General features: G+C 61.7%; 21 protein-coding genes. 11 read left to right on the top strand and 10 right to left on the bottom strand.

Annotated features, from left to right (window positions below; all coding sequences use genetic code 11):
- Nucleotides 1-73: 73 nt before the first annotated feature.
- The 3 genes from ACJ8HH_RS05450 to ACJ8HH_RS05460 all read left to right on the top strand — a co-directional run bounded on the left by ACJ8HH_RS05450 (nucleotide 74) and on the right by ACJ8HH_RS05460 (nucleotide 1,148).
- The gene (locus tag ACJ8HH_RS05450) at nucleotides 74-292 is read left to right on the top strand and encodes a hypothetical protein (protein ID WP_033646423.1); all 219 of its coding nucleotides are present in this window, start codon (nucleotides 74-76) and stop codon (nucleotides 290-292) included.
- Nucleotides 293-463: 171 nt separating this feature from the next.
- The gene (locus ACJ8HH_RS05455) at nucleotides 464-769 is read left to right on the top strand and encodes a hypothetical protein (RefSeq protein ID WP_033646422.1); all 306 of its coding nucleotides are present in this window, start codon (nucleotides 464-466) and stop codon (nucleotides 767-769) included.
- 43 nt (nucleotides 770-812) lie between these two features.
- Nucleotides 813-1,148: a hypothetical protein gene (locus tag ACJ8HH_RS05460; protein WP_049235095.1), complete on the top strand. Its 336-nt coding sequence runs from the start codon at nucleotides 813-815 to the stop codon at nucleotides 1,146-1,148.
- Nucleotides 1,149-1,185: 37 nt separating this feature from the next.
- Here ACJ8HH_RS05460 and dcuR read toward each other — a convergent pair whose 3' ends face one another.
- From dcuR to ACJ8HH_RS05475, 3 genes are all read right to left on the bottom strand, one after another.
- Nucleotides 1,186-1,905, bottom strand: coding sequence for a two-component system response regulator DcuR (dcuR, locus tag ACJ8HH_RS05465; RefSeq protein WP_033638121.1), 720 nt, complete (start codon nucleotides 1,903-1,905; stop codon nucleotides 1,186-1,188).
- Entirely contained in the window at nucleotides 1,898-3,511 is a 1,614-nt protein-coding gene (locus tag ACJ8HH_RS05470) for a sensor histidine kinase (RefSeq protein ID WP_060428505.1), read from the bottom strand. The genes dcuR and ACJ8HH_RS05470 overlap by 8 nt, the downstream gene beginning before the upstream one ends.
- Before the next feature lie 125 nt (nucleotides 3,512-3,636).
- Nucleotides 3,637-4,479, bottom strand: a complete 843-nt coding sequence (locus ACJ8HH_RS05475; RefSeq protein WP_041034690.1) for a class I fructose-bisphosphate aldolase — start codon at nucleotides 4,477-4,479, stop codon at nucleotides 3,637-3,639.
- A 484-nt stretch (nucleotides 4,480-4,963) separates the two neighbouring features.
- Here ACJ8HH_RS05475 and ACJ8HH_RS05480 point away from each other — a divergent pair, with 484 nt between their 5' ends.
- From ACJ8HH_RS05480 to ACJ8HH_RS05500, 5 genes are all read left to right on the top strand, one after another.
- Nucleotides 4,964-5,893 (top strand): sugar ABC transporter substrate-binding protein, encoded by a 930-nt coding sequence (locus tag ACJ8HH_RS05480; RefSeq protein ID WP_033638124.1) that lies wholly within the window; start codon nucleotides 4,964-4,966, stop codon nucleotides 5,891-5,893.
- A 75-nt stretch (nucleotides 5,894-5,968) separates the two neighbouring features.
- Nucleotides 5,969-7,453 carry a sugar ABC transporter ATP-binding protein gene (locus ACJ8HH_RS05485; RefSeq protein WP_060456910.1) on the top strand — a complete coding sequence of 495 codons (1,485 nt, stop codon included), beginning with the start codon at nucleotides 5,969-5,971 and terminating at the stop codon, nucleotides 7,451-7,453.
- Between the two features lie 15 nt (nucleotides 7,454-7,468).
- Nucleotides 7,469-8,509: an ABC transporter permease gene (locus ACJ8HH_RS05490; protein ID WP_025160279.1), complete on the top strand. Its 1,041-nt coding sequence runs from the start codon at nucleotides 7,469-7,471 to the stop codon at nucleotides 8,507-8,509.
- A 64-nt stretch (nucleotides 8,510-8,573) separates the two neighbouring features.
- The gene (locus ACJ8HH_RS05495) at nucleotides 8,574-9,494 is read left to right on the top strand and encodes a sugar ABC transporter substrate-binding protein (protein WP_033653836.1); all 921 of its coding nucleotides are present in this window, start codon (nucleotides 8,574-8,576) and stop codon (nucleotides 9,492-9,494) included.
- Between the two features lie 139 nt (nucleotides 9,495-9,633).
- Complete coding sequence (locus ACJ8HH_RS05500) at nucleotides 9,634-10,398, top strand: SDR family oxidoreductase (protein ID WP_162091360.1); 765 nt, start codon at nucleotides 9,634-9,636, stop codon at nucleotides 10,396-10,398.
- Between the two features lie 29 nt (nucleotides 10,399-10,427).
- Here ACJ8HH_RS05500 and lhgO read toward each other — a convergent pair whose 3' ends face one another.
- The 5 genes from lhgO to metQ all read right to left on the bottom strand — a co-directional run bounded on the left by lhgO (nucleotide 10,428) and on the right by metQ (nucleotide 16,338).
- Complete coding sequence (gene lhgO / locus ACJ8HH_RS05505; RefSeq protein ID WP_162091380.1) at nucleotides 10,428-11,618, bottom strand: L-2-hydroxyglutarate oxidase; 1,191 nt, start codon at nucleotides 11,616-11,618, stop codon at nucleotides 10,428-10,430.
- Nucleotides 11,618-12,337, bottom strand: a complete 720-nt coding sequence (locus tag ACJ8HH_RS05510) for a FadR/GntR family transcriptional regulator (protein ID WP_033638129.1) — start codon at nucleotides 12,335-12,337, stop codon at nucleotides 11,618-11,620. Before ACJ8HH_RS05510 ends, lhgO begins: the two co-directional genes overlap by 1 nt.
- The gene (locus ACJ8HH_RS05515) at nucleotides 12,334-14,289 is read right to left on the bottom strand and encodes a TRAP transporter permease (RefSeq protein ID WP_033653839.1); all 1,956 of its coding nucleotides are present in this window, start codon (nucleotides 14,287-14,289) and stop codon (nucleotides 12,334-12,336) included. The genes ACJ8HH_RS05510 and ACJ8HH_RS05515 overlap by 4 nt, the downstream gene beginning before the upstream one ends.
- 13 nt (nucleotides 14,290-14,302) lie before the next feature.
- On the bottom strand, nucleotides 14,303-15,337 hold the full coding sequence (locus ACJ8HH_RS05520; protein WP_049211475.1) for a TAXI family TRAP transporter solute-binding subunit: 1,035 nt from the start codon (nucleotides 15,335-15,337) through the stop codon (nucleotides 14,303-14,305).
- 185 nt (nucleotides 15,338-15,522) lie between these two features.
- A complete protein-coding gene (gene metQ, locus ACJ8HH_RS05525) occupies nucleotides 15,523-16,338 on the bottom strand; it encodes a methionine ABC transporter substrate-binding lipoprotein MetQ (protein WP_033638132.1) in 816 nt (271 codons plus the stop codon).
- Between the two features lie 236 nt (nucleotides 16,339-16,574).
- On the opposite strand from metQ, the gene ACJ8HH_RS05530 reads away from it, so the two are divergent.
- Together ACJ8HH_RS05530 and ACJ8HH_RS05535 are read left to right on the top strand one after the other, a co-directional pair.
- Entirely contained in the window at nucleotides 16,575-17,093 is a 519-nt protein-coding gene (locus ACJ8HH_RS05530; RefSeq protein ID WP_033638133.1) for a hypothetical protein, read from the top strand.
- Nucleotides 17,094-17,240: 147 nt separating this feature from the next.
- Complete coding sequence (locus ACJ8HH_RS05535; RefSeq protein ID WP_033646413.1) at nucleotides 17,241-17,666, top strand: universal stress protein; 426 nt, start codon at nucleotides 17,241-17,243, stop codon at nucleotides 17,664-17,666.
- A 43-nt stretch (nucleotides 17,667-17,709) separates the two neighbouring features.
- On the opposite strand, the gene ygjK is transcribed toward ACJ8HH_RS05535, so the two are convergent.
- Both ygjK and ygjJ read right to left on the bottom strand, forming a co-directional pair.
- Entirely contained in the window at nucleotides 17,710-20,085 is a 2,376-nt protein-coding gene (ygjK, locus tag ACJ8HH_RS05540) for an alpha-glucosidase (protein ID WP_197766174.1), read from the bottom strand.
- A gap of 17 nt (nucleotides 20,086-20,102) precedes the next feature.
- On the bottom strand, nucleotides 20,103-21,173 hold the full coding sequence (ygjJ, locus tag ACJ8HH_RS05545) for a protein YgjJ (RefSeq protein ID WP_043147244.1): 1,071 nt from the start codon (nucleotides 21,171-21,173) through the stop codon (nucleotides 20,103-20,105).
- A gap of 331 nt (nucleotides 21,174-21,504) precedes the next feature.
- Here ygjJ and ebgR point away from each other — a divergent pair, with 331 nt between their 5' ends.
- Nucleotides 21,505-22,485: a transcriptional regulator EbgR gene (gene ebgR, locus ACJ8HH_RS05550; RefSeq protein ID WP_060451477.1), complete on the top strand. Its 981-nt coding sequence runs from the start codon at nucleotides 21,505-21,507 to the stop codon at nucleotides 22,483-22,485.
- Nucleotides 22,486-22,604: the final 119 nt, after the last annotated feature.

Genomic DNA, 22,604 nt, shown 5'->3' on the forward strand with positions numbered 1-22,604 from the left:
ACTAAAGAAAGTCATTTTTTTATTTACCCTTGCCGCCGGCTGCGGGTATTTTATTTCCTTTAAGGAGGAAATTATGACATGGCGTTATTGTGCCACGGTATCGTTGTTTTTGTTGAGCGGCTGCAGCGCGATTCAGCCGACGTCGACGTCCCCAGACTGGTCTCAGCCGCAGCCTGCCACGCGGGAGCAGCGGCAACGCATCATGGCGGGTGAGTCCGCCTCCTCGGTATTACATGAAGGAAACGTCGGCATTGGCGGCACCTTTGATGGGGCGAAAATATTCGATCGTTAAGCCGCTAAATATATTCAGCCAAATTAATGCGCGCATTCTGCCGATATTGTCGGAGGGTTTACCTTTCCTGCGTTATTCTGCCGTGGCCCAACCATTCATTGCGTTAACAGACAATTCGTTTTCCTTATAGGGAACCGCCGGTTTATTTCGGCGTAATCAAAGGAGTTGCCCATGGCGAAGGAGATGGCCGCGATCTTTCTCTTGCTGTTGCTGCCGTTAAGCCAAAGCGCCGGCGCGGCGCGTTACGACAGGCCGTGCGAAGGCGTGTCGCCGGTGCTGTTTCAAAAGCGCCTGAAAGCGTTGGCGCAGGATTTGCGGCAGGAAATGAGTGAGGAAGCGACGCCGACAGAGCGCGATGCGGAGGAGCTGGCGCGCTTGGCGGAGTGCGGTATCGAGCCCGGCAAAGCGCCCGTCACCGGTGGGCAGCGAGCGCCGCATTCCGAGGAAAAACCGCCGGCATCGCCAAACGGTTGTTGAGCCGGCGTGCGCGCAGAGTCAAGGGATCTAAAAGGAGTCATTGATGAAAAGGATTGTGTTGGCCGGCGTGGCCTTGTGTAGCTGCTGCTTCGTGCAGGCGCGGGTGGATTTGGAATACCATGCGGCGCCGCCGAAGGACAGTAAGGTCACCGAGGAGTACCAGAAAAAGCGCGACGCATTGCGCCACAAGGTGTGGAATGTCGATAACCTGACGCTGGCCAACGAGCAGGCGATTGCGCGCGAACAGCAGCGCGAGGCGGCAGAGACCGCCGAGCGGCAGCAGCGGAACCTGGAGCAGCAGCAGAAAAAGCAGCGCTGCCTGCGGAGACACTCGAAAGATCCTCACCGCGAGGCGAAGTGTTACACGCACAGCTTCTAACATTAATCGTCCGGGCGCCATCAGCGCCCGGCGTCGTTTAGGCCGGGCGGCAATGCTCCTTCAGCATGGCGATCGCGTCCGGTTTCAGCTGATACAGATAGACCGGGCGGCCGGTGGCGCCGTACAGAATACGGGTGCCGAGAATGCCGCTCTCCGCCAGATAGATGAGGTACTTGCGGCAGGACACCCGCGAAATGCCGATGGCGTTGGCCAGATTGTCGGTGGAAAACTCGTTATCGTGCTGCTGTTCGATCCACTCGCAGACCGTGCTCAGGGTGATGCTGGTCAGCCCCTTCGGCAGCTTTTTGCTCTCCTGGCCGCCGGGCTGGCGGCGCAGCAGGCTGTCGACGTCGGCCTGCGAAAACTCGCGCTGCGCCAACAGCTGCGACTGCTGCCGGTAGTGGCTCAGCGCCTCCTTGAAGCGGCTGAACTGGAACGGTTTGATCAGATAATCCACCACCCCGTAGTGCAGCGCTTTTTGCACCGTGTTCACGTCGCTGGCGGAGGAGATGATGATCACGTCGGTCTTCTCGCCGAGCTCGCGCAGGCCGGGCAGCAGATCCAGCCCGTTCTCTTGCTGCATGTAGATATCCAACAGCACCAAATCGATGCTGACGCCGGCATCGGCCAGCAGCGCGCGCGCCTGGCTCAGAGTGGCGACCGTCGCCTGGCAGTGAAAACCGCCGACCTGGCTCAGGTAGTATTTGTTCAGCTCCGCCACCATCGGGTCGTCGTCGACAATCAGTACGTTAATCATGGGTTCTGCTCTTGGCCTGATAGGGAAGGTGCACGAAAAATTGGGTCAGCTCGCCCGGTTCGGACTCGAAATCGATGCTGCCGCCCAGTTTCTCCAGATGGCTGCGGATCAGCGCCAGGCCGATGCCACGTCCGGTTCCCTTGGTGGAAAATCCGTGTTCGAAGATGCGCGCGCCGATCGCCGGATCGATGCCGGGGCCATCGTCGCTGACGATACAGTGTAATTGATCGTCGTGATGATGGAAGCTCAGGCCGATCTCGTGGCCCTCAACGCCGTCGATGGCGTCGATGGCGTTTTCGATCAGGTTGCCGAGCACGCTGATCAGCACGTGGGTGGTTTCCGCATCGTCGGTTTCCGGCAGCAGGCTGGTTTCCTCGATGGTCAGCTCAACACCGGCTTCGTGGGCGCGGCTGATTTTGCCGATGAAGAAGCCCGCCACTTCCGGCGAGTGGATCTTGCGCAGCAGCGCGCCGATCTCTTCCTGATAGTTGCTGGCGGTGTTGATGATGTAGTTTTCCAACTGCTGATAGGCCTTCATGTGCAGCATGCCGAGTATCACATGCAGCTTGTTCATAAATTCGTGCGACTGCACCCGCAGCGCATCGGCGTAGTGCGCCATGCCGCTCAGCCGCTGCAGCAGGCGGCTGACCTCGGTCTTGTCGCGGAAGGTGGCGATGGCGCCGGTCACCTGGCCGTTGACGATCACCGGCACGGTATTGGTCAGCAGTTCGCTGCCGTTGAAGCCGATCTGCCGATCGCGCAGCGGCTTGCCGTCGGCCAGCACCTCCGCCAGATGCAGCTGCGCCGGCCAATGCTTGCTGGCGGCGTCCAGCAACAGATTTTCCACCGGGCCGCTTTGGCGCAGCAGGCGCTTGGCTTCGTCGTTGACGATGGTGATGCGGGATTCAGTATCGACCGCGATCACGCCTTCTTTAATCGACTGCAGCATGGCGTTGCGCTGTTCGAACAGGTTGGAGATTTCGTAAGGCTCGAAACCCAGCATGATGCGCTTGAGCGCGGAGACCAGGAAGAAGGTGCCCAGGCTGCCGACCAGGGCGGCGAAGGCGATGGTCCAATAGATGATCCAGCGGCTCTCCGCCACCACCCGCTGCACGGTGTCCAGCGCGATGCCGAGCGCCACCACGCCGATTTGTTGTTTCTGCGCGTCATACACCGGCACGAACACCCGCAGCGCCGGGGCCAGCGTGCCGCGGTTGATGGCACTGTTGACGTTGCCTTGCAGCGCGGGCGCCAGATCGTCGCCGATAAAATGCTTGCCGATCAGCCAGGGTTTGGGGTGCGAATAGCGGATACCCTGCATATCTACCACCACCACGAACAGCAGCTCGTTTTGATGGCGCACCTGCTCGGCGAAGCGCTGAATGGCGCCGCTTTGCTCGCGCCGCTGCAGGCCGTCAACTACGGTGCTGGAGAGCGCCAGCGTATTGGCGACGGCGATGGCTTTCTGCTGCAGCTGATCTTGCCCCTCGCGGCTCATCTGCACGAAAAACAGCGCGAACACCACCAGCAGCACCGAAGCGATGATGGCGGACACCATCAGCGTGATGGAGGTGCTCAGCTTGAGCGGCACCCGTTGTTTTGGCATGGCGGTTCTCCGAATGGCGATATCACGGCGTATTCTAGCGAGGAATGAGGCAAGCTGCAGTTACCGGCAGCAGGTTATAGCATGCTGCCGGGGAGCGGGGGGCTTATTTTAGTTACAAAAGCGGGTCACTGCTGGTGGTAGATCTCCAGCGCCTGTTGGCCGCTGGCGCCCTGATGGATGATTGCCATCAACGCGCGCACCACCTGCGACGGATTGCTGTGTTGATAGACGTTGCGGCCGTAAACCATGCCGGAGGCACCCTGGGCCATCAGCGCGGCGGATTTCTCCAGCACCGGCCCCAGCTCCCCCTTGCCGCCGCCGCGCACCAGCGTCGGGCAGCGCGCCGCTTCCACCACGCGGTGAAAATCTTCCACCCGCTCGGTTGGATCGGCCTTGATGATGTCGGCACCCAGCTCGCGCGCCAGCCGCACCAGCGGCACGATCTTCTCCACGTCGCCGAGCGAGCCGTAGGCGGCGCCCTGGCCGGCCGGCGCCATCACCAGCGGTTCGATCATCAGCGGCATGGCGTAGCGATCGCAGGCGTGGCGCAGGCGGCCGATGTTCTCCACGCACTGGCGGAAAATGCCGGGCTCATCCGGGATCATATACAGATTGACCACCACCGCGGCGGCGTCCATTTGCAGCGCCGCCAGGATTGGCGCCTCCGGATTGTGCAGCACCGCCCACATCTCGCGGTGGCGGGCGGCGTTATAGGCGTTGCCGACGTCGGTGCGCATCACCAGCGCCGGTTTTTCGCGCTGCGGCGCGCGCTGCAGCAGATCCGCCTGGCCGTAGTTGACCTGAATGGCGTCGGGGCGCGCGGCGATCAGGTTGCCCATCACCCGTTCGATATCTTCCAGGCCGATCAAGAAATCCGGTTCGTTGGCGATGCCGTGATCGATCGCCACGTCCAGGCACTTGCCGTTGTTGAACAGGCGGTTCATCCGCACCTTGCTGCTGAGCTGCATGTCAGGTCCTCCTGAGATAGGGATATGTCCATTATTGCCGAGTAAGGATGGTCGGGAAACGCGGAAACCGCAAACTGCGCGGCCGCTCGCAGTTTTTGCCGGCGCACGAAAGGAGCACGCTCGCCGGCGGCTTGCACTTCATTTGTTAGATCCGTGTCATGTTTTTGTTAATAAGCCATTCCAAAATGCATGTTTCGCTTGTTTGGGTTAAAAAGTTTCAATAACCTAAATTATGAAATAAACATTTAATAAAACGGTAAAGACGCCGTTTGTTGTGCCAGGGGTTTATTTCAATTGGTTGTTTTTAATCTATTTTGAGACATCGATCACCATTTTTACAACGGCCTTGATACGGCGATAACGCGGTAAATTCGCCGTATCAAAGGGATAACTCCGACCGTATTGTTGTTTGAATGTAAAAAATATTTTTCATTAGCTGTCAACCAACAGACCTCTTCATTCTAACGATTAAAGGGTAACGAACATGAAGCTGAAGAAACTGATCGCCGCCTCGGTACTGATGTGCATGCTGCCGGCCAGCGTGCTGGCGAAAGACATCAAGATCGGCGTTTCCATGGCTTACTTCGATGACAACTTCCTCACCATTCTGCGCCAGTCGATGCAAAACAAAATGAAGGCCGACGGCAACGTCAGCGGCCAGTTCGAAGACGCCAAGGGCGACATCGCGCAGCAAATTCAACAAATCGAAAACTTCGTCAGCCAGGGCGTCGACGCCATCATCCTCAACCCGGTGGATACCCAGGGCGTCAAGCCGATGATCAAGCTGGCCGAGAAGGCCAAGATCCCACTGGTGTTCGTCAACCGCAAGCCGGAAGTGGCGCTGCCGGCCGGCATGGCCTACGTCGGCTCCGACTCCAAGCTGGCCGGCAAGCTGCAGATGGAGGAACTGGCCAAGCTGATGAACGGCAAGGGCAACGTGATGATCCTGATGGGCGAGCTGTCGAGCGAAGCCACGCGCGACCGCACCCGCGGCGTGGAAGAGGTGGCGGCCAACTACCCCGGCATCAAGATTATCGATAAGCAAACCGCCAAATTCTTCCGCAAAGAGGCGGTAGACGTCACCACCGACTGGATTTTGTCCGGCCAGCAGATCGACGCCATCGCCTCCAACAACGACGAAATGGCCATCGGCGCTATTTTGGCGCTGAAGCAGGCCAAGAAATCCGGCGTGCTGGTGGCCGGCGTTGACGGCACGCCGGACGCGCTGGAGTTCATCAAGAAGGGCGATCTGGCGCTGAGCGTGTTCCAGGACGCTAAAGGCCAGGGCGAAGGCGCGGTGCAGACCGCCGTTCAACTGGTGAAAGGCGAGAAAGTGGAGAGCAACGTGCTGATCCCTTACCAGCTGATCACCCAGGCCAATTACCAGCAATTCGCCGATAAAAACAAGAAATAAGCCTTGAAGCCCGCCGCGGGCGCCGGTGTGGGGCGAGCGCGGCGGAAAACGTGGGTCAGTGCGGAGGTAAGCGGTATGTACCCTTATGTTCTTGAGGCCGAAGGCATCAGCAAGCAGTTCCCCGGCGTCAAAGCGCTGGATAAGGTCTCGATTAAAATCAAACCCGGCAGCGTGCACGCGCTGATGGGGGAAAACGGCGCGGGCAAATCGACGCTGATGAAATGCCTGATCGGCATCTACCACCCGGACGAAGGCTCGATCAAAATCAAAGGCCGGCCGGTCACCTTCAGCGACACGCTGCAGGCGCTGCATTCGGGCATTTCCATGATCCACCAGGAGCTGAACCTGGTGCCCTACATGACGGTGGCGGAAAACATCTGGCTGGGGCGCGAGCCGGCGCGGCTGGGGTTCGTCAACCACGAACAGCTGAACGAACAAACCCGCGAGCTGCTGGCGCGGCTGAACATCAAACTGCGGCCGGACACGCTGGTGGGCGAGCTGAGCATCGCCAATCAGCAGATGGTGGAGATCGCCAAGGCGGTGTCCTATAACGCCGACGTGCTGATCATGGACGAACCGACCTCGGCGCTGACCGAAGGCGAAGTGGTGCACCTGTTCGCCATCATCCGCGAGCTGCGCGAGCAGGGCAAAGGCATCATCTATATCAGCCACAAGATGGACGAAATCTTCGCCATTACCGACGAAGTGAGCATTTTCCGCGACGGTACCTTCATCGCCTGCGACAAAACCGAAAACCTGACCAAACAGTCGCTGATCACCATGATGGTGGGGCGCGAACTGACGCAGATGTTCCCCAAATTCAACAACAATATCGGCGAGGAAGTGCTGCGGGTGGCGGGGCTGCGCCGCAGCGGCTGGTTCCATGACGTGTCGTTCAGCGTCAAGCGCGGCGAGATCCTCGGCGTCGCCGGGCTGGTGGGCGCCGGGCGCAGCGAAGTGATGGAAAGCCTGTTCGGCATGCACCCTGCGGACGGCGGCGAGATCTTTATCGAAGGCCAGGCGGTGAAGGTGGATTCCCCGGCGAAGGCGATCGAGAGCGGGCTGGCGTTCCTCACCGAAGACCGCAAGAAATCCGGCCTGTTTCTGGTGCTGTCGGTGGTCGAGAACATGAGCATCGTCAACCTGTCGGAATACATCGGCAAGAACGGTTTCGTCAGCCATGTGCAGATGGCCAAAGACTGCATGGAGCAGATTAAAAAGCTCAACATCAAAACGCCGACCATGGATCAGATCATCAATAACCTCAGCGGCGGCAACCAGCAGAAGGTGCTGATCGCGCGCTGGCTGCTGGCGCAGCCGAAAATCCTGATCCTCGACGAACCGACGCGCGGCATCGACGTGGGGGCGAAAGCGGAAATCTACCGCCTGATCAGCGAGCTGGCCAACCGCGGCGTCGCCATCATTTTGGTCTCCTCCGAGCTGCCGGAGATCCTCGGCATGAGCGACCGGGTAATGGTGATGCACGGCGGCCGCATCACCGGCATTTTGGACAAAGACGACGCGGACCAGGAGAAGATCCTGGCGCTGGCCTCAGAATAACGAAGGGTGAACATCATGAGTAACGTAAAGATTGAGAAGCCGCTCTCCGCCGATTCAACGGGCAAGGGAACGCTGTTCTCCGGGCTGAGCGGCAAAATGCCGAAGGATACCGGCATCTTCATCGTGATGATCGGCATCGCGCTGATCTTCGAAATCCTCGGCTGGTACATGCGCGATCAGTCGTTCCTGCTGAATCCGAACCGCCTGCTGCTGATCGTGCTGCAGGTGGCGATCATCGGCATCATCGCGGTGGGCGTCACCCAGGTGATCATCACCACCGGCATCGATCTCTCCTCCGGCTCGCTGATTGCGCTGACCGCGGTGGTGGCGGCCAGCCTGGCGCAGACCTCGGACAGCATCTCGCCGATGTATCCGGGGCTGCTCGATCTGCCGGCGGCGATCCCGATCGGCGCGGGGATCGGGGTGGGCATCGTCTGCGGTTTTATCAACGGCTTCCTGATCACCCGCACCGGCATTCCGCCGTTCATCGCCACGCTGGGGATGATGGTGTCGGCGCGCGGCCTGGCGCAGTACTACACCAAGGGTAACCCGGTCAGCTTCCTGTCGGACGGCTTCACGTCAATCGGCCAGGGGGCGATGCCGGTGATCATCTTCCTGGTGATTGCGGTGATCTTCCATATCGCGCTCAAGCATACCCGCTACGGCAAATACATCTACGCCATCGGCGGCAACATGACCTCGGCGCGGGTTTCCGGCATCAACGTCAATAAGTACCTGGTGACGGTTTACACCATCGCCGGCGGCCTGGCGGGGTTGGCGGGCGTGGTGCTGGCGGCGCGCGTCAGCAGCGGCCAGTCGAGCATGGGGATGTCGTATGAGCTGGACGCCATCGCCGCAGCGGTGATCGGCGGCAGCAGCCTGATGGGCGGCGTCGGGCGCATCACCGGCACGCTGATCGGCGCGGTGATCCTGGGCCTTATCAAAAGCGGCTTCACCTTTATCGGCGTCGACTCTTACATTCAGGACATCATCAAGGGCGTGATTATCGTCGCCGCCGTGTCGATCGACATGCGGCGCAACCGCAAAAAACACTGATTGCCGTGAATTGCCGCCGGCGCCAGGGTTGGCCGGCGGCTTTTTTTTACCTGGGGGGCACATCATGAACTACCTGAAAGGGCTGTGGCTGGCGGTGGCGCTGTGCGCGTCTACCCCGGCATGGGCGCAAACCATCGGCGTGTCGATGGCCTATTTCGACCAGAACTTCCTCACCATCATCCGCCAGGCGATCGACAAGGAAGCCAAGGCGCGCGGCATCACCGTGCAGTTCGAGGACGCGCGCGGCGACGTCGGCCGCCAGACCGATCAGGTGCAGAGCTTTATCAGCGCCGGGGTGGACGCGATTATCGTCGATCCGGTCAACTCGGCCAGCACGCCGGTGATGACCAAAATGGTGCAGGCCGCCGGCGTGCCGCTGGTGTACGTGAACCGCACGCCGGGCGATGCCAAACTGCCGCAGGGCGTGGTGTTCGTCGGCTCCGACGAGCGTGAATCCGGCACGCTGCAGATGGAAGAGCTGGCGCGGCTGGCCGGCTATCAGGGCAACGTGGCGGTGATGATCGGCAACCTGACCGACGCCGGCGCGCTGCAGCGCACCAAAGACGTGGAGCAGGTGGTGAGCAAGTACCCGAAAATGAAGGTGGTGCAGAAGCAGAGCGCCAACTATTCACGCAGTGAAGGTATGGATCTGATGATGAACTGGCTGACCAACGGTGAAGCGATCGACATCGTCGCCGCCAACAACGACGAGATGGCGATCGGCGCAATCATGGCGCTGCAGCAGGCGGGCAAGGCGGACAGGAAAGTGCTGATCGGCGGCATCGACGCCACGCCGGACGGCCTCAAGGCGCTGGCCTCCGGCAAGATGCAGGTCACGGTGTTCCAGGACGCGGTCGGCCAGGGCAAAGCCTCGGTCGATGTGGCGCAGCGCATGATCAACGGGGAAAAACTCGAACCGTATTACTGGATCCCGTTCGAGCTGGTGACGCCGGCCACGATGCAGAAGTATGCGGCCAGGCCGTGAGTTAACCGTCAGATTCGCGTTGCCGGGGCGCTGCTTGCAGCGCCTTTTTTATTGGCGTCAGTTACATGTCCGCTTGCGGCCAGCGCGGCGCCGGATCTTGCTTCACACTGAGGATCTTTAGACCGTGTGAGGATGAGCGATGAACGCATTAAACGGCAAGGTGGCGGTGATCGGCGGCGCCAGTTCGGGGATCGGCAAAGCGGCGGCGCTGCTGTTCGCCCGCCAGGGCGCAGCGCTGGTGTTGGGCGCGCGGCGCGAGCCGCTGTTGGCGGAGCTGGTGGAGGACATTCGGCGCGAGGGTGGCCGGGCGCTTGCGGTGGTGGGCGACGTGCGCGACGAAGCCTTCGCCGAACGGCTGACGGCGACGGCGGTCGACGAATTCGGCGGGCTGGATATCGCCTTCAACAACGCCGGCACCTTGGGGCCGCTGGGGCCGTCGCTGGCGTTGAGTGCCTCAGAGTGGCGCGAGGTGCTGGAAACCAACCTGTCCAGCGCCTACTACGGCGCCAAATATCAAATCCCCGCCATGCTGGCGCGCGGCGCGGGCTCGGTGATTTTCACCTCCACCTTCGTCGGCCACACCGCGGCGTTTCCCGGTACGGCGGCCTATGCGGCCGGCAAGTCGGGGCTGATCGGCCTGACGCAGGCGCTGGCGGTGGAGTTCGGCGGGCGCGGCATTCGGGTGAACGCGCTGCTGCCGGGCGGCACCGATACGGCGATGGGCCGGCAGATGAGCAATACCCCGGAGGCATTGGCACAGGTGGCCGAACTGCACGCGCTGAAGCGGCTGGCGGTGCCGGAGGAGATCGCGCAGGCGGCGCTGTATCTGGCGTCTGACGCTTCTTCATTCGTCACCGGCACCGCGATGCTGGTGGATGGCGGGGTGTCCATCCAGCGCGGCTAAGGCCACGGGCGCCGTGGCCTCAACGGGCGTCAGAAAGCGGACAGGTGGCGGCGCACGATCTCGCGGCCGATCTCCAGCGAGGCGGTCGCTGCCGGAGAGGGGGCATTGCATACGTGCAGCGAGCGTTGGCCCTGCACGAAGTGGAAGTCGTCCACCAGCTTGCCGTCGGCGGTCAGCGCCTGGGCGCGCACGCCGGCCGGGCCGGGGCGAATATCCTGCTCCTGCAGCGCCGGGATCAGCCGACGGGCGTTCTCGGCAAAGCGGCGGCGCGACAGCGAACGGCGCATTTCCGCCAGCCCTTCGCCGAGGTAGTTGCCGGCGATTTTCCAAAAGCCGCGATAGCCGAGCACCTCGCTCAGATCGCGCAGGCTGAAGTCGCATTTGCGGTAGCCTTCGCGTTTGAAGGCCAGCACCGCATTGGGGCCGACGTCGCGCTTGCCGTTATACATACGGGTAAAATGCACGCCGAGGAAAGGGAAATCCGGGTTGGGCACCGGGTAGATCAGATGGTTGACCAGGTGGTTTTTCGCGTCGTCCAGCACATAGTATTCACCGCGGAACGGCACGATCTTCATGCCGGTTTCGTAACCGGCCAGTTTGGCGATGCGATCGCTGAACAGCCCCGCGCAGTTGATCAGCAGTTTTCCCTCGAAGGAGTCGCCGGCGGCGGTGACGGTGACGCCGGCGGCGTGTTCGTGGATGGCCTCAACCTGATGGCCGTAGGCGATCTCGCCGCCGCGCCGCACGATGATCTCCGCCAGCTTGGCGGCCACCTCCGCGTAGTTGACGATACCGGCGTCGGGCACCAGCAGCGCTTCAAGGCCATTGACGTGCGGTTCGCGCTCCCGCAGCTGCGCCTGCGACAGCCGGGTGACCTGCAGGCCGTTTTGCAGGCCGCGCTGATAGATGTTCTCCAGCCGATCCAGTTCGTTTAGCTGGGTGGCGACAATCACCTTGCCGCATTGGTCGTGATACAGGTCGTGTTCGCGGCAGAAGGCGAACATGCTGCGGTTGCCCTGTTTTGCCAACTGCGCTTTCAGGCTGCCGGGCGTGTAGTAGATGCCGGAATGCACCACGTTGCTGTTGTGGCCGCTTTGGTGCGCCGCCGGGCCGCGCTCTTTTTCCAGGATCAGAATGCGCCGCTGCGGATCCGCTTCCTGCAGCGCATTCACCACGCCGAGCCCCACCAGGCCGGCACCGATAACGATCGCGTCGTACATCACGGCTCTTGCTCCTCGTTTTCCAGGCGGCGTAATTTGCCGCGTACGTTGTTCAGATGGCTTTGCATGGCGGCGGTGGCCGCCGCCGCATCGCCGTCGCGAATGGCGATAAATACCCGCTCATGTTCGTCGATCACCCGCTGGCGCTCGGCCTGCCGCCCTAGGTTTTTGCTGAGCGAGTACACCAGCACCCCCAGATACAGCTCGTGCATGTTATCGAGGATCTGCACGAAAAACGGGTTATGCGAAGCCTGCATGATGGCGCGGTGGAACAGGTAGTCCTGCCGATAGCCGATCTGGCCGTCGTTGAGCGTACAGTCACGAAAGGCGAGGTGCGCCTGTTCGATCGCCTGCAACTCCTGTTCGGTGCGGCGCTCGGCGGCCATGCGCGCCGCCTGCTGTTCCATGACTTCGCGCATTTCCAGCAGCGCTTCCACCTCGCGGCGATCGGCTACCTCCATCACCAGCGGTTCGTATTTGCTCAGCAGCGAATGCTGTTCCACCCGGTGGCCGCCGCCCTGGCGTGAGGAGATGATGCCGCTGACCTCCAGCACGCCGAGCGCCTCGCGCACCGGCACCCGGCTGACGCCGAACGCGTCCGCCAACACGTTTTCCGACGGCAGCTTCTCGCCGACCGGAAAGGTGCCGTCGTTGATGCCGGCTTTCAACTGCGCCAGCACCTGATGAGAGGCTTTCTGGCGCGTGACCTTGCGGATCATGACGCGCCTCCCGGCAGCGCGGCGCGCTGTTTATAGCGCAGCAGGTGCATGGCGGCGGCGGCGGCGATCAGGGCCGCGCCGCCCAGATCGGTCATCAGGCCCGGTTTGATCAGTAAAATCGCCGCCGCGGTAAACAGCACCCGCTCCAGCCAGTGGGTCTTCATCAGCCAGAAATTGGCGCTGGCGATCGACAGGGCGTAGATCCCCACCAGCGCGCTGATCACCATATGCAGCACCGACAGCGGGTTGAGATCGTCGCCCTGCATCAACAGCATCGGGTTGTAGACCAGAATGAACGGGATGATAAAGCCCGGCAGCGCCAGGCGCACCGCGTCCCACGAGGTTTGCATCGGATCGGCGCGGGCGATGCTGGCGGCGGTGTAGCTGGCCAGCGCCACCGGCGGCGTGATGTTGGACAACGCGCCGAACCAGAACACGAAGAAATGCGCCGCCAGCGGCAGCACGCCGGCTTTGATCAGGATCGGCGACACGGTGACCGCCACCACGATGTAGAGCGCGGTGGAGGGTAGCCCCATGCTGAGCACGATGCACACCAGCATCACCACCAGCAGGATCATCCACAGGGTGTTGTCGGTCATGGCGACGATGTTGAACGCCAGCGTGGAGCCGATGCCGGTCATGGTCACCACGCAGATGATCACGCCGATGGCGGCGCAGGCGATGGTGACCTGGATCGAGCCGCGCGCCGCGTCGTTCAAGGCCAGCGCGATTTTTTTCGGCGTCATGCGCACCGAACTGTCGGGGGTGAGCCAGCTGGCGACGATGATAGAAATGATGCCGAGGAAGCCGGCATAGATCGGCGTTTTGCCCAGCAGCAGCGTGCCGATGACGATGACGAGCGGCAGCAGCAGCAGCCCGCGCGCCTTCAGCACCGCGCGCACCTGAGGGATGTTCTCCTTGTTGATGCCCTTCAGGCCCTGTTTCTTGGCCTCCAGGTCGATAGCCATGATCAGCGCGGCGTAATAGAGCAGCGCCGGCACGATGGCGGCGATGACGATGGTGGTGTATGAGATGCCGAGGAAGCCGGCCATGATAAACGCCGCCGCGCCCATGATGGGGGGCATGATCATGCCGCCGGTGGAGGCGGTGGCTTCCACGGCGCCGGCGAAGCGGGACGACAGCCCGATGCTTTTCATCAGCGGAATGGTGAAGGTGCCGGTGGTGGCGACGTTGGCCACCGCGCTGCCGCTCAACGAGCCGGTCAGTGCCGACGAGATCACCGCCACCTGGGCCGGGCCGCCGCGGCGGCGTCCGGCGGCGGCCAGCGCCAGATCGTTGAACAGCGCGGTTGCGCCGCTGACGCTGAGAAAGGCGCCGAACAGAATAAACACCACGATGGCCGTGGAGGCGGTGGACAGGGTGATGCCGAAAATCCCCTCGCTGGTCATGAACAGCCGATACAGCAGGCGTTCCACCGAGAAGCCACCGTGGCCGAAAATGCCCATGAAGTACTGCCCGAACAGCGCATAGAGGATGGCGAAGCTCGCCAGGCCGGGGATGAAATAGCCGGTGGTGCGCCGCGCGGCTTCGAACAGCACGCCGATACCGATCGCCGCCATCACATAATCGGTGGCGTTGGGGATGCTCTTGCGCACCACGTGCAGATCGACGTAGTTAACGTAGAAATAGCCGTAGCTGACCAGCGTCAGGATGATGAACAGATAGTCCCAGCGGTTGAAACTGCGGGTGGCGTGCCGGGCCGAGAAGGGGAACAGGATAAAGCCCAGGATCAGAATGCCGCTCAGGAACGTGGTGTTGCGGTAGAACTCCTGCGTGTTGGACAGCGCGTTGGCGTAGATGGCATAGGCGGAAATGGCGATCGCCAGGACGGTTGCCAGCTGCAAATAGATGCCGCTCAGCGGCCGGTTGCCGGCGCCGGCTTCCTTGTCCAGATCGACGGCGGGCTGCGGTGAAGAAGGGTGAGTGCTCATACGTCCTCCTGGATTAAGGGTTGGCGGCCAGCGCGGCGGCTTCCGGCGGGATCAGATAATCGGGTATCTCGACGCCGGCTTCGCGGTAGTAGCGATAGGCGCCGAGGTGCAGCGGCACGGAAACGCCTTTCAGCGCATTCTCCAGCGAGATGTATTTGGCCGAGCTGTGCACCTGGTGCACTTCCGGCAGGTTCTCGAACATCGTTTTGGTCAGGTCGTACACCAGCTTTTCATCGAGCCGGCTGAGGGCCACCAGAATATTGGGCTGCGCGATGGTGGCGATCGCCTTGGGCTGGCGCGGGTAGGTCTCCGCCTTGATGTCGAAGCGGAACCAGGAATTGGCGATAGCGTTGATGCTGGCCAGCTGTTCGTCGGTGACTTCCAGGATGCGTGCCGGCACGCCGCTGGCATACATGTCGGTGACGGCGGCGGCCGGCACCCCGGCGGGCAGGGCGCCGCCGTCCAGGCGCCCGTCGCGCATTGCGGAAACCGTATCGCCGTAGCCGAGGTATTCCGCCGACAGCGACTTTTTGGTCAGGGTAACGCCCTGCAGGATGATCATCGTCGACTGTTCGGTGCCGCTGGCCTGCGGCCCGACGGAAAAGCGCGTGCCGGCGATATCGTTCAGCGTGCCGTCTTTCACCCGGCTTTCCAGCATCACGAAGTGTTCGACGTTGGGCCACAGCATGGAGATGGAGCGCAGATCGCCGTAGGCGCGGCCGTCGAAGTTGCGCACGCCCTGATAGGCTTCGACGGCGATCAGGCTCTGCAAAATCGCCAGCTGCGCCTCGTCTTTTTGCAGCAGGTCGATATTCTCGATCGAACCGGCGGAGGATTGGCCGGTGACCTGTATCCCCTGGCGTTTCAGCCGGTTGCTCCAGACGTTGGCCAACCCGACGCCCATCGGGTAGTAGGTGCCGCCGGTGGAGGCGGTGGCGACGGAGAGGAAGGTTTTATCGGCGTTTTCCGCTTTACCGGCGATGGCCAGCAACGCGGCGCCGACCACGGCGCAGGTAACAAGCAACGCTTTGATTTTTCTATTTTTCATTATTTTCCCCAGCGGTTTTTTGAAACAAATAGAAAACATTTACGCAAACTTGTATACAACATGGCAGCTTTATTCACCTAAAGCGCCGTGCTTGATTTGTGATCTGAGTGGGCGAAAATTGAACGGTGCGGCGGAGGGCGGAAATGAAAAACCCGTGGCGGGCGCCACGGGCATGCGGGGGAGGGTTACCAGCCTTTGACGGCGTCGCCCTTGTAGATATCGGCGGCGCTGGCTGCCACTTCATCGGTCTGATAGGCCTTGACCAGATCCTTCACTTTCTCGCTGTCTTTGTTGTCGATGCGGCTGGCGAAGATGTTGACGTACGGCGAGTTTTTGTCTTCGACAAACAGCCCGTCCTTGGCCGGCGACAGGCCGATCTGGCTGGAATAGTTGGTGTTGATGATCGCCAGCGTCACTTTCTGATCGTCCAGCGCGCGCGGCAGCTGCGGCGCTTCAATCTCGACGATCTTCAGCTTTTTCGGGTTGCCGACGATGTCCAGCGCGGTCGGCAGCAGACCGACGCCGTCTTTCAGAGTGATCAGCCCCTGTTTTTGCAACAGCAGCAGCGAGCGGCCCAGGTTGGTCGGATCGTTCGGCACCGCCACCTGCGCGCCGTCCGGCAGCTGGCTGAGTGCGGTTATCTTCTTCGAATAGCCGGCGATCGGGTAGACGAAGGTGTTGCCTACAGCCGCCAGCTTGTAGCCGCGTTCCTGCATCTGCTTGTCGAGATACGGCTTGTGCTGGAAGGCGTTGACGTCCAGATCGCCGTTATTCAGCGCTTCGTTTGGCAGCACGTAGTCGTTGAAGGTCACCACCTCCACGTCCAGATCGTATTTCTGCTTGGCGACCTTTTGCACCACCGCCCACAGCGACTGATCGATGCCGGCGCTGATGCCGACCTTGATGTGGTGATCGTCCTGTGCCGTCGGGCCACAGGCGGTCAGCAGCAGCGTGCCGGCGGCGGCCAGCGCCAGGGTGAGGTTTTTCAGCGTAAATGTCATTTTCCCAGGGTCCTTGTCAACATTGCCTGCTAATTTTGGTTGGCAGAATAGTGGCAGTGACTGTAGGTGAGCGTCGGGATAAAACAAAATACTGATTCACTATGACTCATAGCGATTAGCTATGAGCGGCCGCCGCCTGGCGCGGTGCGGATTGTTTTGACGGCGAATCGGCGGGCTTATTATGATAGCCGTTGGCCCGCGAGGGCAGACTGGGTACTGAAACGAAGGAAAAAACAATGCGATTGAACACTTGGAGCAAGGCGCTGCTGCCGCTGGTGGTGTTGGCCTGCGTCTCGGCGACTCAGGTTCGGGCGGCGGAGAGCGATACCGGGCCGATCCCCAAACAGCTGCTGGGCAACTGGCGCGTCAGTAAAATTGTGCCGACTCAGACCACCGGCTGCTGGGATCAACAGCAGGCGCAGAGCCTGATCGGCGGTAAAATCAGCTATAAGGCGGATGCATTCAGCTGGAACGGCACGGCGCTGAAAAGCGAAGGCGCCACCGTCAGCACCGTAGAAGCGCAGGAGTTCGTCGAGGACAATTCCGGCAGCAGTTCCTACATCGATTTCCCGATGCTGGGCATCAGCACGCCGTCGGTCGAGCGCGTGGCCATTCAGCACGCGGATACCGTCATCAAAGGCATTACCGATCAGGGCACCGATGGGGTGCCCGGCGATAACGTGCTGGTGAAAGACGCCAACACGCTGATCCTGTCGCTGTGCAACGTCTGGTTTGAGGCGCAGCGCGAAAAGTAATCTCTCCCTTCCGCCCCGGAAACGGGGCTTTCCCGCCGTTATCTCTCCCGCCGCGCGCGCCGTTTCTGAACTAAAATTAACCATAACGATATGACTCTGACGTGATATCGGAGCCTCGGCTCTACCGAGTCCATGACAGGAGGCGCTATGTGTTACCACCATATTGTCATCGCCACCGATCTGAGCGATGACGGCAAACGATTGGTCGAAAAGGGGGCGCTGTTAGCGGAGGCGCTGAAGGCCAAACTCTCGCTGATCTATGTGGACGTCCACTACGACACTTACCATGCGGCAATCGGCTTTTCGGAGCACAGCTATGAGGGCGCGTCGTTCGAAGAGAAGATCCGCAAAGAGCTGGAACCCACCACGCAAAACGTCAATTATCCGATCACGGAAGTGATTATCGGGCGCGGCGGCTTTGTTGACGAACTGCGCACGGCAGTGGTGGACAAGAATATCGATCTGCTGGTGTTCGGCCACCACCACGATTTGTGGAGCAACCTGTTTTCTTCCACCCGCAACGCCATCAACCAGCTGAATATCGACGTGCTGGTGATCCCGATCCGCTCATAAACGCGGGCCACCGCCGGGCAACGATGGCGGTGGCCGCTGCGGCTTATTGCGTGAAGAAGTCGTTATACAGCATGTACAGGTGCGCCGCGCTCCAGGAGAAGTTCGGCGCGCCCTGTTGCTTGCCGGTGAGCGGGTTGTAGTTCTCGCGGATCGGCCCGTCGGCGACCAGGCCGTCGGCGTGGCGGAAGAAAGCCTGCGCCATCGCCACCGCATCGTCGCGATAGCCGTAGCGTTCCATGCCCTTGAGGCCGAAATACAACTGATCGACCCACACGCGGCCGCGCCAGTAGATGTCCGCGCCGAACGCCGGATTGGTCAGCGCCGCGGTACCGAGCGGCACGTAGGTATTGAACTCGCGCGGATCCTTCATCACCCTGACCACCGCATCGGCGTGCGGCTGGCTGGCGGCGCCGTTGAACAGCGGCGACCAGCCTTCCGGCCCTTTGCCGCGTTCGACGATCGGTTTGCCGGCGCAGCCGTTGGCCAACGGCCGCTTTTCGATGCGGATGTCATAGAAGAAACCGCTGTGCTTGTCGAACATGCAGGTGTTGATGTAGGCCGCCAGCCGGTCGGCTTTGGCGCGGAAGGCGGCGGCCTCGGCGCCGTGGCCGAGAATATCGGCCATCTCCGCCAGATAGCGGTTGTCGCTGTACATGTAGCTGGCCTGATCCACCGACTCCTGCAGCAGCGAATAGCCGAGCAACGTGCCGTCCGGCGCTCGGTTTTCGGCGAATTTCACCTGCCAGTCTTCGCGTTTGCCGCCCTGCGCCAGGTAGCGCGCCAATTGATCCGGATCGATAAAGCCGAATACCGCCGCGTCGTCGCGGCCCGACTCCCAGGAGGCGGCGGTCTGCGCCGGGATCTCGATGCTGTCGTACTGCCCCTCGCGCACGATGCGATCGTAATTGTCGAGGCCGGCCAGCGTTTGCTCGCGCTGCCCGCGTTTGACGGTGAACAACATGCGTCCGTCGGGGGTATTGTGCGCTTTGTCGCGGGTTGCGCCGTACTCCGGCACGCCGTTGCCGTTGTGGTCACGGTTGCGCAGCCACCAGTCATGGTAGGCCACCAGCTTCGGGTACATCTCCGCCAGCCAGCCCTTATCGCCGGTGACGCGATACACCTCCATCACCGCCCAGGCCGCCAGGCTCGGCTTGGTGTTGCGCTCGTTCCAGTTACCGCCGTCGCCGCCGCGCTCCGGGCTGGGGTTGTAGGCGATAAGGTCGGGCAGGAAACCGGCGTCCCACGGGCGCAGGGCATCGCCCGGCCGGATCTGGAAGGCGAACACCGCGCGGATGTTGTCCTTGGCCACGTCCGGGTTGAAGTGCGCCATGGCGTAGGCCTGTTTCCAGGTGTCCCACGGCCAGGTCTGGTTGCCGGAGAACCAGCGTCCGGTCACCGAGGGGGTGACCGAGTCGAACTTCATCGCCCCGGCGGCGCCGCGCCAGTTGCCGTTGAGCGTTTCCATCGCTTTGACCGCCACGCGGGTTTGTTCCGCCGTGGCGTGCGGGTTGCTGAGCCCTGTGGCGAGATAGCGTTCCCAACGCTGGGCCGACGCGGCCATATAGCGCTGCGGGTGAGCGAGGATGTCGGCGATGGCGCGTTGTTCGCGCCGCGCTTCTTCGGCGGTAAGCAGGTGCGAGTAGGTGGTGTACAGGGTGGTGGAGCCAGCGATGCGCGCCGTGGCGCGGAAGCGATGGCCGTCGACCGTGGTGCGCTGCGGCAGCGATTTGTGGATCTGATACTCGGACTGGCCGGAGGTCATCAGCTGCGACGGCGCGCGCACTTTGCCGAAGGTGACGCGCAGGCCGTCAGCCGTTGGCACAATGCGGCGCGTGTAGTCAGGAAATGCCTGCTCGAGGGTCGCCGGCGGCTGCGGTTTTTGCTCTTTGGCCGCGTAGCGCTCCAGCAATTCACCGTCCCACACCAGCTCCAGCGGCGTGTCGGTCAGGATTTGGGTTTCCAGCAGCGAGGTGCGCGCGGCGGCGAAGCGCAGCGTCAGGTTGACGGCCACGCCCGGCGCGCTGAGCCGCTGCACCAGGGCACCGGGCAGGCTGTAGGCCGTCATGGTGAAATGCACCGGTTTACCGTTTCGATAGACGCTGAGCCGATCGAAATTGTTGGCCATAAAGTTGATGTACTCTTCCGTCAGCAGCGCCGGGCCGGGGAAACCGCCCATGCCTTCCGGCCCGCTCGGCAACAGGTGGCCGTGCCAGGCGCCGAGATCGAAGAACGGATTGAAGCGCTGGTGATCGTCGAAATCATAATCGAGCATAAAGTGCGGCGCGCCGCGGCGGTCGATGACGTTTTTATAGCGCTCGGCCAACGGGGCGTCGGCGTCGGGCGTTTTCGGCGCGCAGCCCGTCAGCGTCAGCGCGAGGGTGAGGGCAGTGGCCAGCGGGGTCAGGGGAGTCATGTTCATCGTAGGAGCCTCAACGGTTACCAATAGAAATATTGCATCAGGAACACCGAGTTGCTGGCGCCGGTGCTGTCGTTGCGCATGAAGAATTTGCTGTCCAGCGCGGTGGCCAGCTTGCCGCCGGCGTATTCATACCAGACGCCGCACTGGGCGTATGAGGTGGCAGTATCCGCCGCATTATCAAACCGGTGGCGGGCGTAGCTGTAGGCGGTGGAGAGATACAGCCCTTTGGCAGTTTCCGTCATCGCGCTGAGCATCAGGCCCGACTCGCTGCCGGAATGGCCGCCGCTGTCGCCTTTGCCGGTGTGGTGCCAGACGCGGCCGGCCAGGTGTTGGCCGCGCAGCCCCAGCAAAAACAGCTGCCCCAGGCCGTCGGTCACTTCCAGGCCGTTCAGCAGCGTCAGATTGTCCTGCAGGTCGTACTGGGTGTAGCCGTTGATCATCGCCCGATAGGTGTACTTGTCGGAATAGCGATCGTATTTGCCGAAGTGCAGCAGCGCCTTGCTCTCGTCGATGCGGCTTTCCGGCGCCGCCGTCACGCTGTAGCGAAAGCGCCCGGTCAGGTTTTGCAGCTTGGCGGCGTAGCTGAGATCGCGGGTGTTGGGGATCACGTAGCCGTATTCCGGCGTGAAGTCGCCCCACCATTGCAGGTCGTCGAGCGACGAGTCGTTGCGCACGCTGAGCATCATCTCGGTGCCGTCGTCGGTGCGGTAACCGCCGTAAAAGCGGTTCAACCCGCCCTCGAAGCCGCCCCAACCGTGGCCCGGCGTCCAGGCGTGGCCCTGGCTGTCCGCCTGCACGGTCCAGCCTTCGCCGTAAATCAGGCCGAACCAGTGGCCCCGTTTGATCTCCAGGCCGCCTTCGATATAGGTGCCGTCGCTGTATTTATGCTGATGTTCGCCGTTCAAATAGACGCTGCCGCCGATGCCGAGCTCGCCGTAAAAACGCAGGACGGTCGCGGCGCTATCGGGTAGCGGCGGCGGTGGGAGCTGATTGCGCTCCGCCGGGGTCACCGATTCCTGCGCCGCCCAGGCGGGCGCGTTAACGAGCAGCAACAAGGGCAACAGGGCGTGATGGCTTAGTGATTTCATGGGGCATAGGCCTGGTGTTGGGTGGATCGGAACGTCAGCCGAGCGGCGGCTCACGCGAGGTCGCTCCCGGCTCCCTGGGAGAAAAAACCGCCCCGGCGGGACGGTAAACGGCAGGTATATTAGTAAAATATTTAGTAAAAAATATGCTTTAATCAGTAAATCGTTAACTTGATCACAGCGGGTGAAATGGGTATCTTTCGCTGCAGGCGCCCGGCAACGGCTGGCATGAGCGTGTTCTGGCCTGGTCTGGGAAGGAGAGGTCGCGAGTGGCGCTGTACGCCGCGGCGCTATCCGATTAAGCTACCGTTTTTCGTCTGTGCATTGGGACTCTATGGCCACACTGAAGGAAATTGCTGAAGCCGCTAATGTGTCCGTCGCCACCGTTTCGCGCGTGTTGAATGACGACCCCACCCTGAGCGTGAAGGCGCAAACCCGCCAGAAGATCCTGGAAGCGGCGGAACGCCTCGAATACAAGATCGCGCCTTCCAAACGGCAAAGCGGGCAACGCCTGCATTTCGCCGCGCTGTTCACCTATACGCAGGGCGTGGAGATCAACGATCCCTATTACCTGGCGATGCGCTACGGCATCGAGACGCAGTGCGAAAAGCTGGGCGTGGCGCTGAGCGCCGGTTACGACTGCAACGGCGACAAGGCGCTGCCGGCGGCCGACGGCCTGCTGGTGATCGGCCGGCCACAGCCCGCGCTGTATGAGCAGCTCAGGCAGCAGGAAACGCCGGTGGTGTTCATCGACGGCGTGGTGGAGGATGAGCGGTTCGACTGCGTCAATGTCGACCTGTACAAGATCAGCCGCAAGGTGATCGACTACTTCATCGGCCGCGGCTATCAGCGCATCGGCTTTATCGGCGGGCGCGACCATCCGGCCGGCATCGACCAGCGCGAGCAGGCATTCGTCGAGTATGGCCGGCAGCAAAATGTGGTGCGAGCGCAGGACATTTACCACGGCGATTTCAGCAGCCAGTCGGGCTACCAGTGCGCGAAAGCGATGTTGCAGAGCCAGAATGGCTATCCGCCGGCGCTGCTGGTGGCGACCGATTCGATCGCGATCGGCGTGCTGCGCGCGCTGCACGAACACGGCATTCAGGTGCCGAGGCAGATCGCGCTGATCAGCGTCAACGACATTCCCACCGCCCGCTTTATTTTCCCCGCCTTGTCCACGGTGCGCATCCCTTCAGAAACCATGGGCGCACAGGCCGTCAACCTGCTGGCGGAGCGCCTGCGCGATGAGCGCGCCGTCCCGCTGTCGATCTTCGTTCCCAGCTCGCTGCAGCTGCGCGACACCACCGTCGCCTGACCGGCCCCCGCCTCGGCGGGGGCGTTGGCGCTCAAAATTAACGTCATGATAAAAAAAGGCCTTTGAGATTTATTGTGATCCTGTCGTCATTTGGTAAATATCAACTGTAGTTTTTACTA

It is taken from the genome of Serratia sp. CY32780, assembly GCF_052169135.1.
GTDB lineage: Bacteria > Pseudomonadota > Gammaproteobacteria > Enterobacterales > Enterobacteriaceae > Serratia > Serratia sarumanii.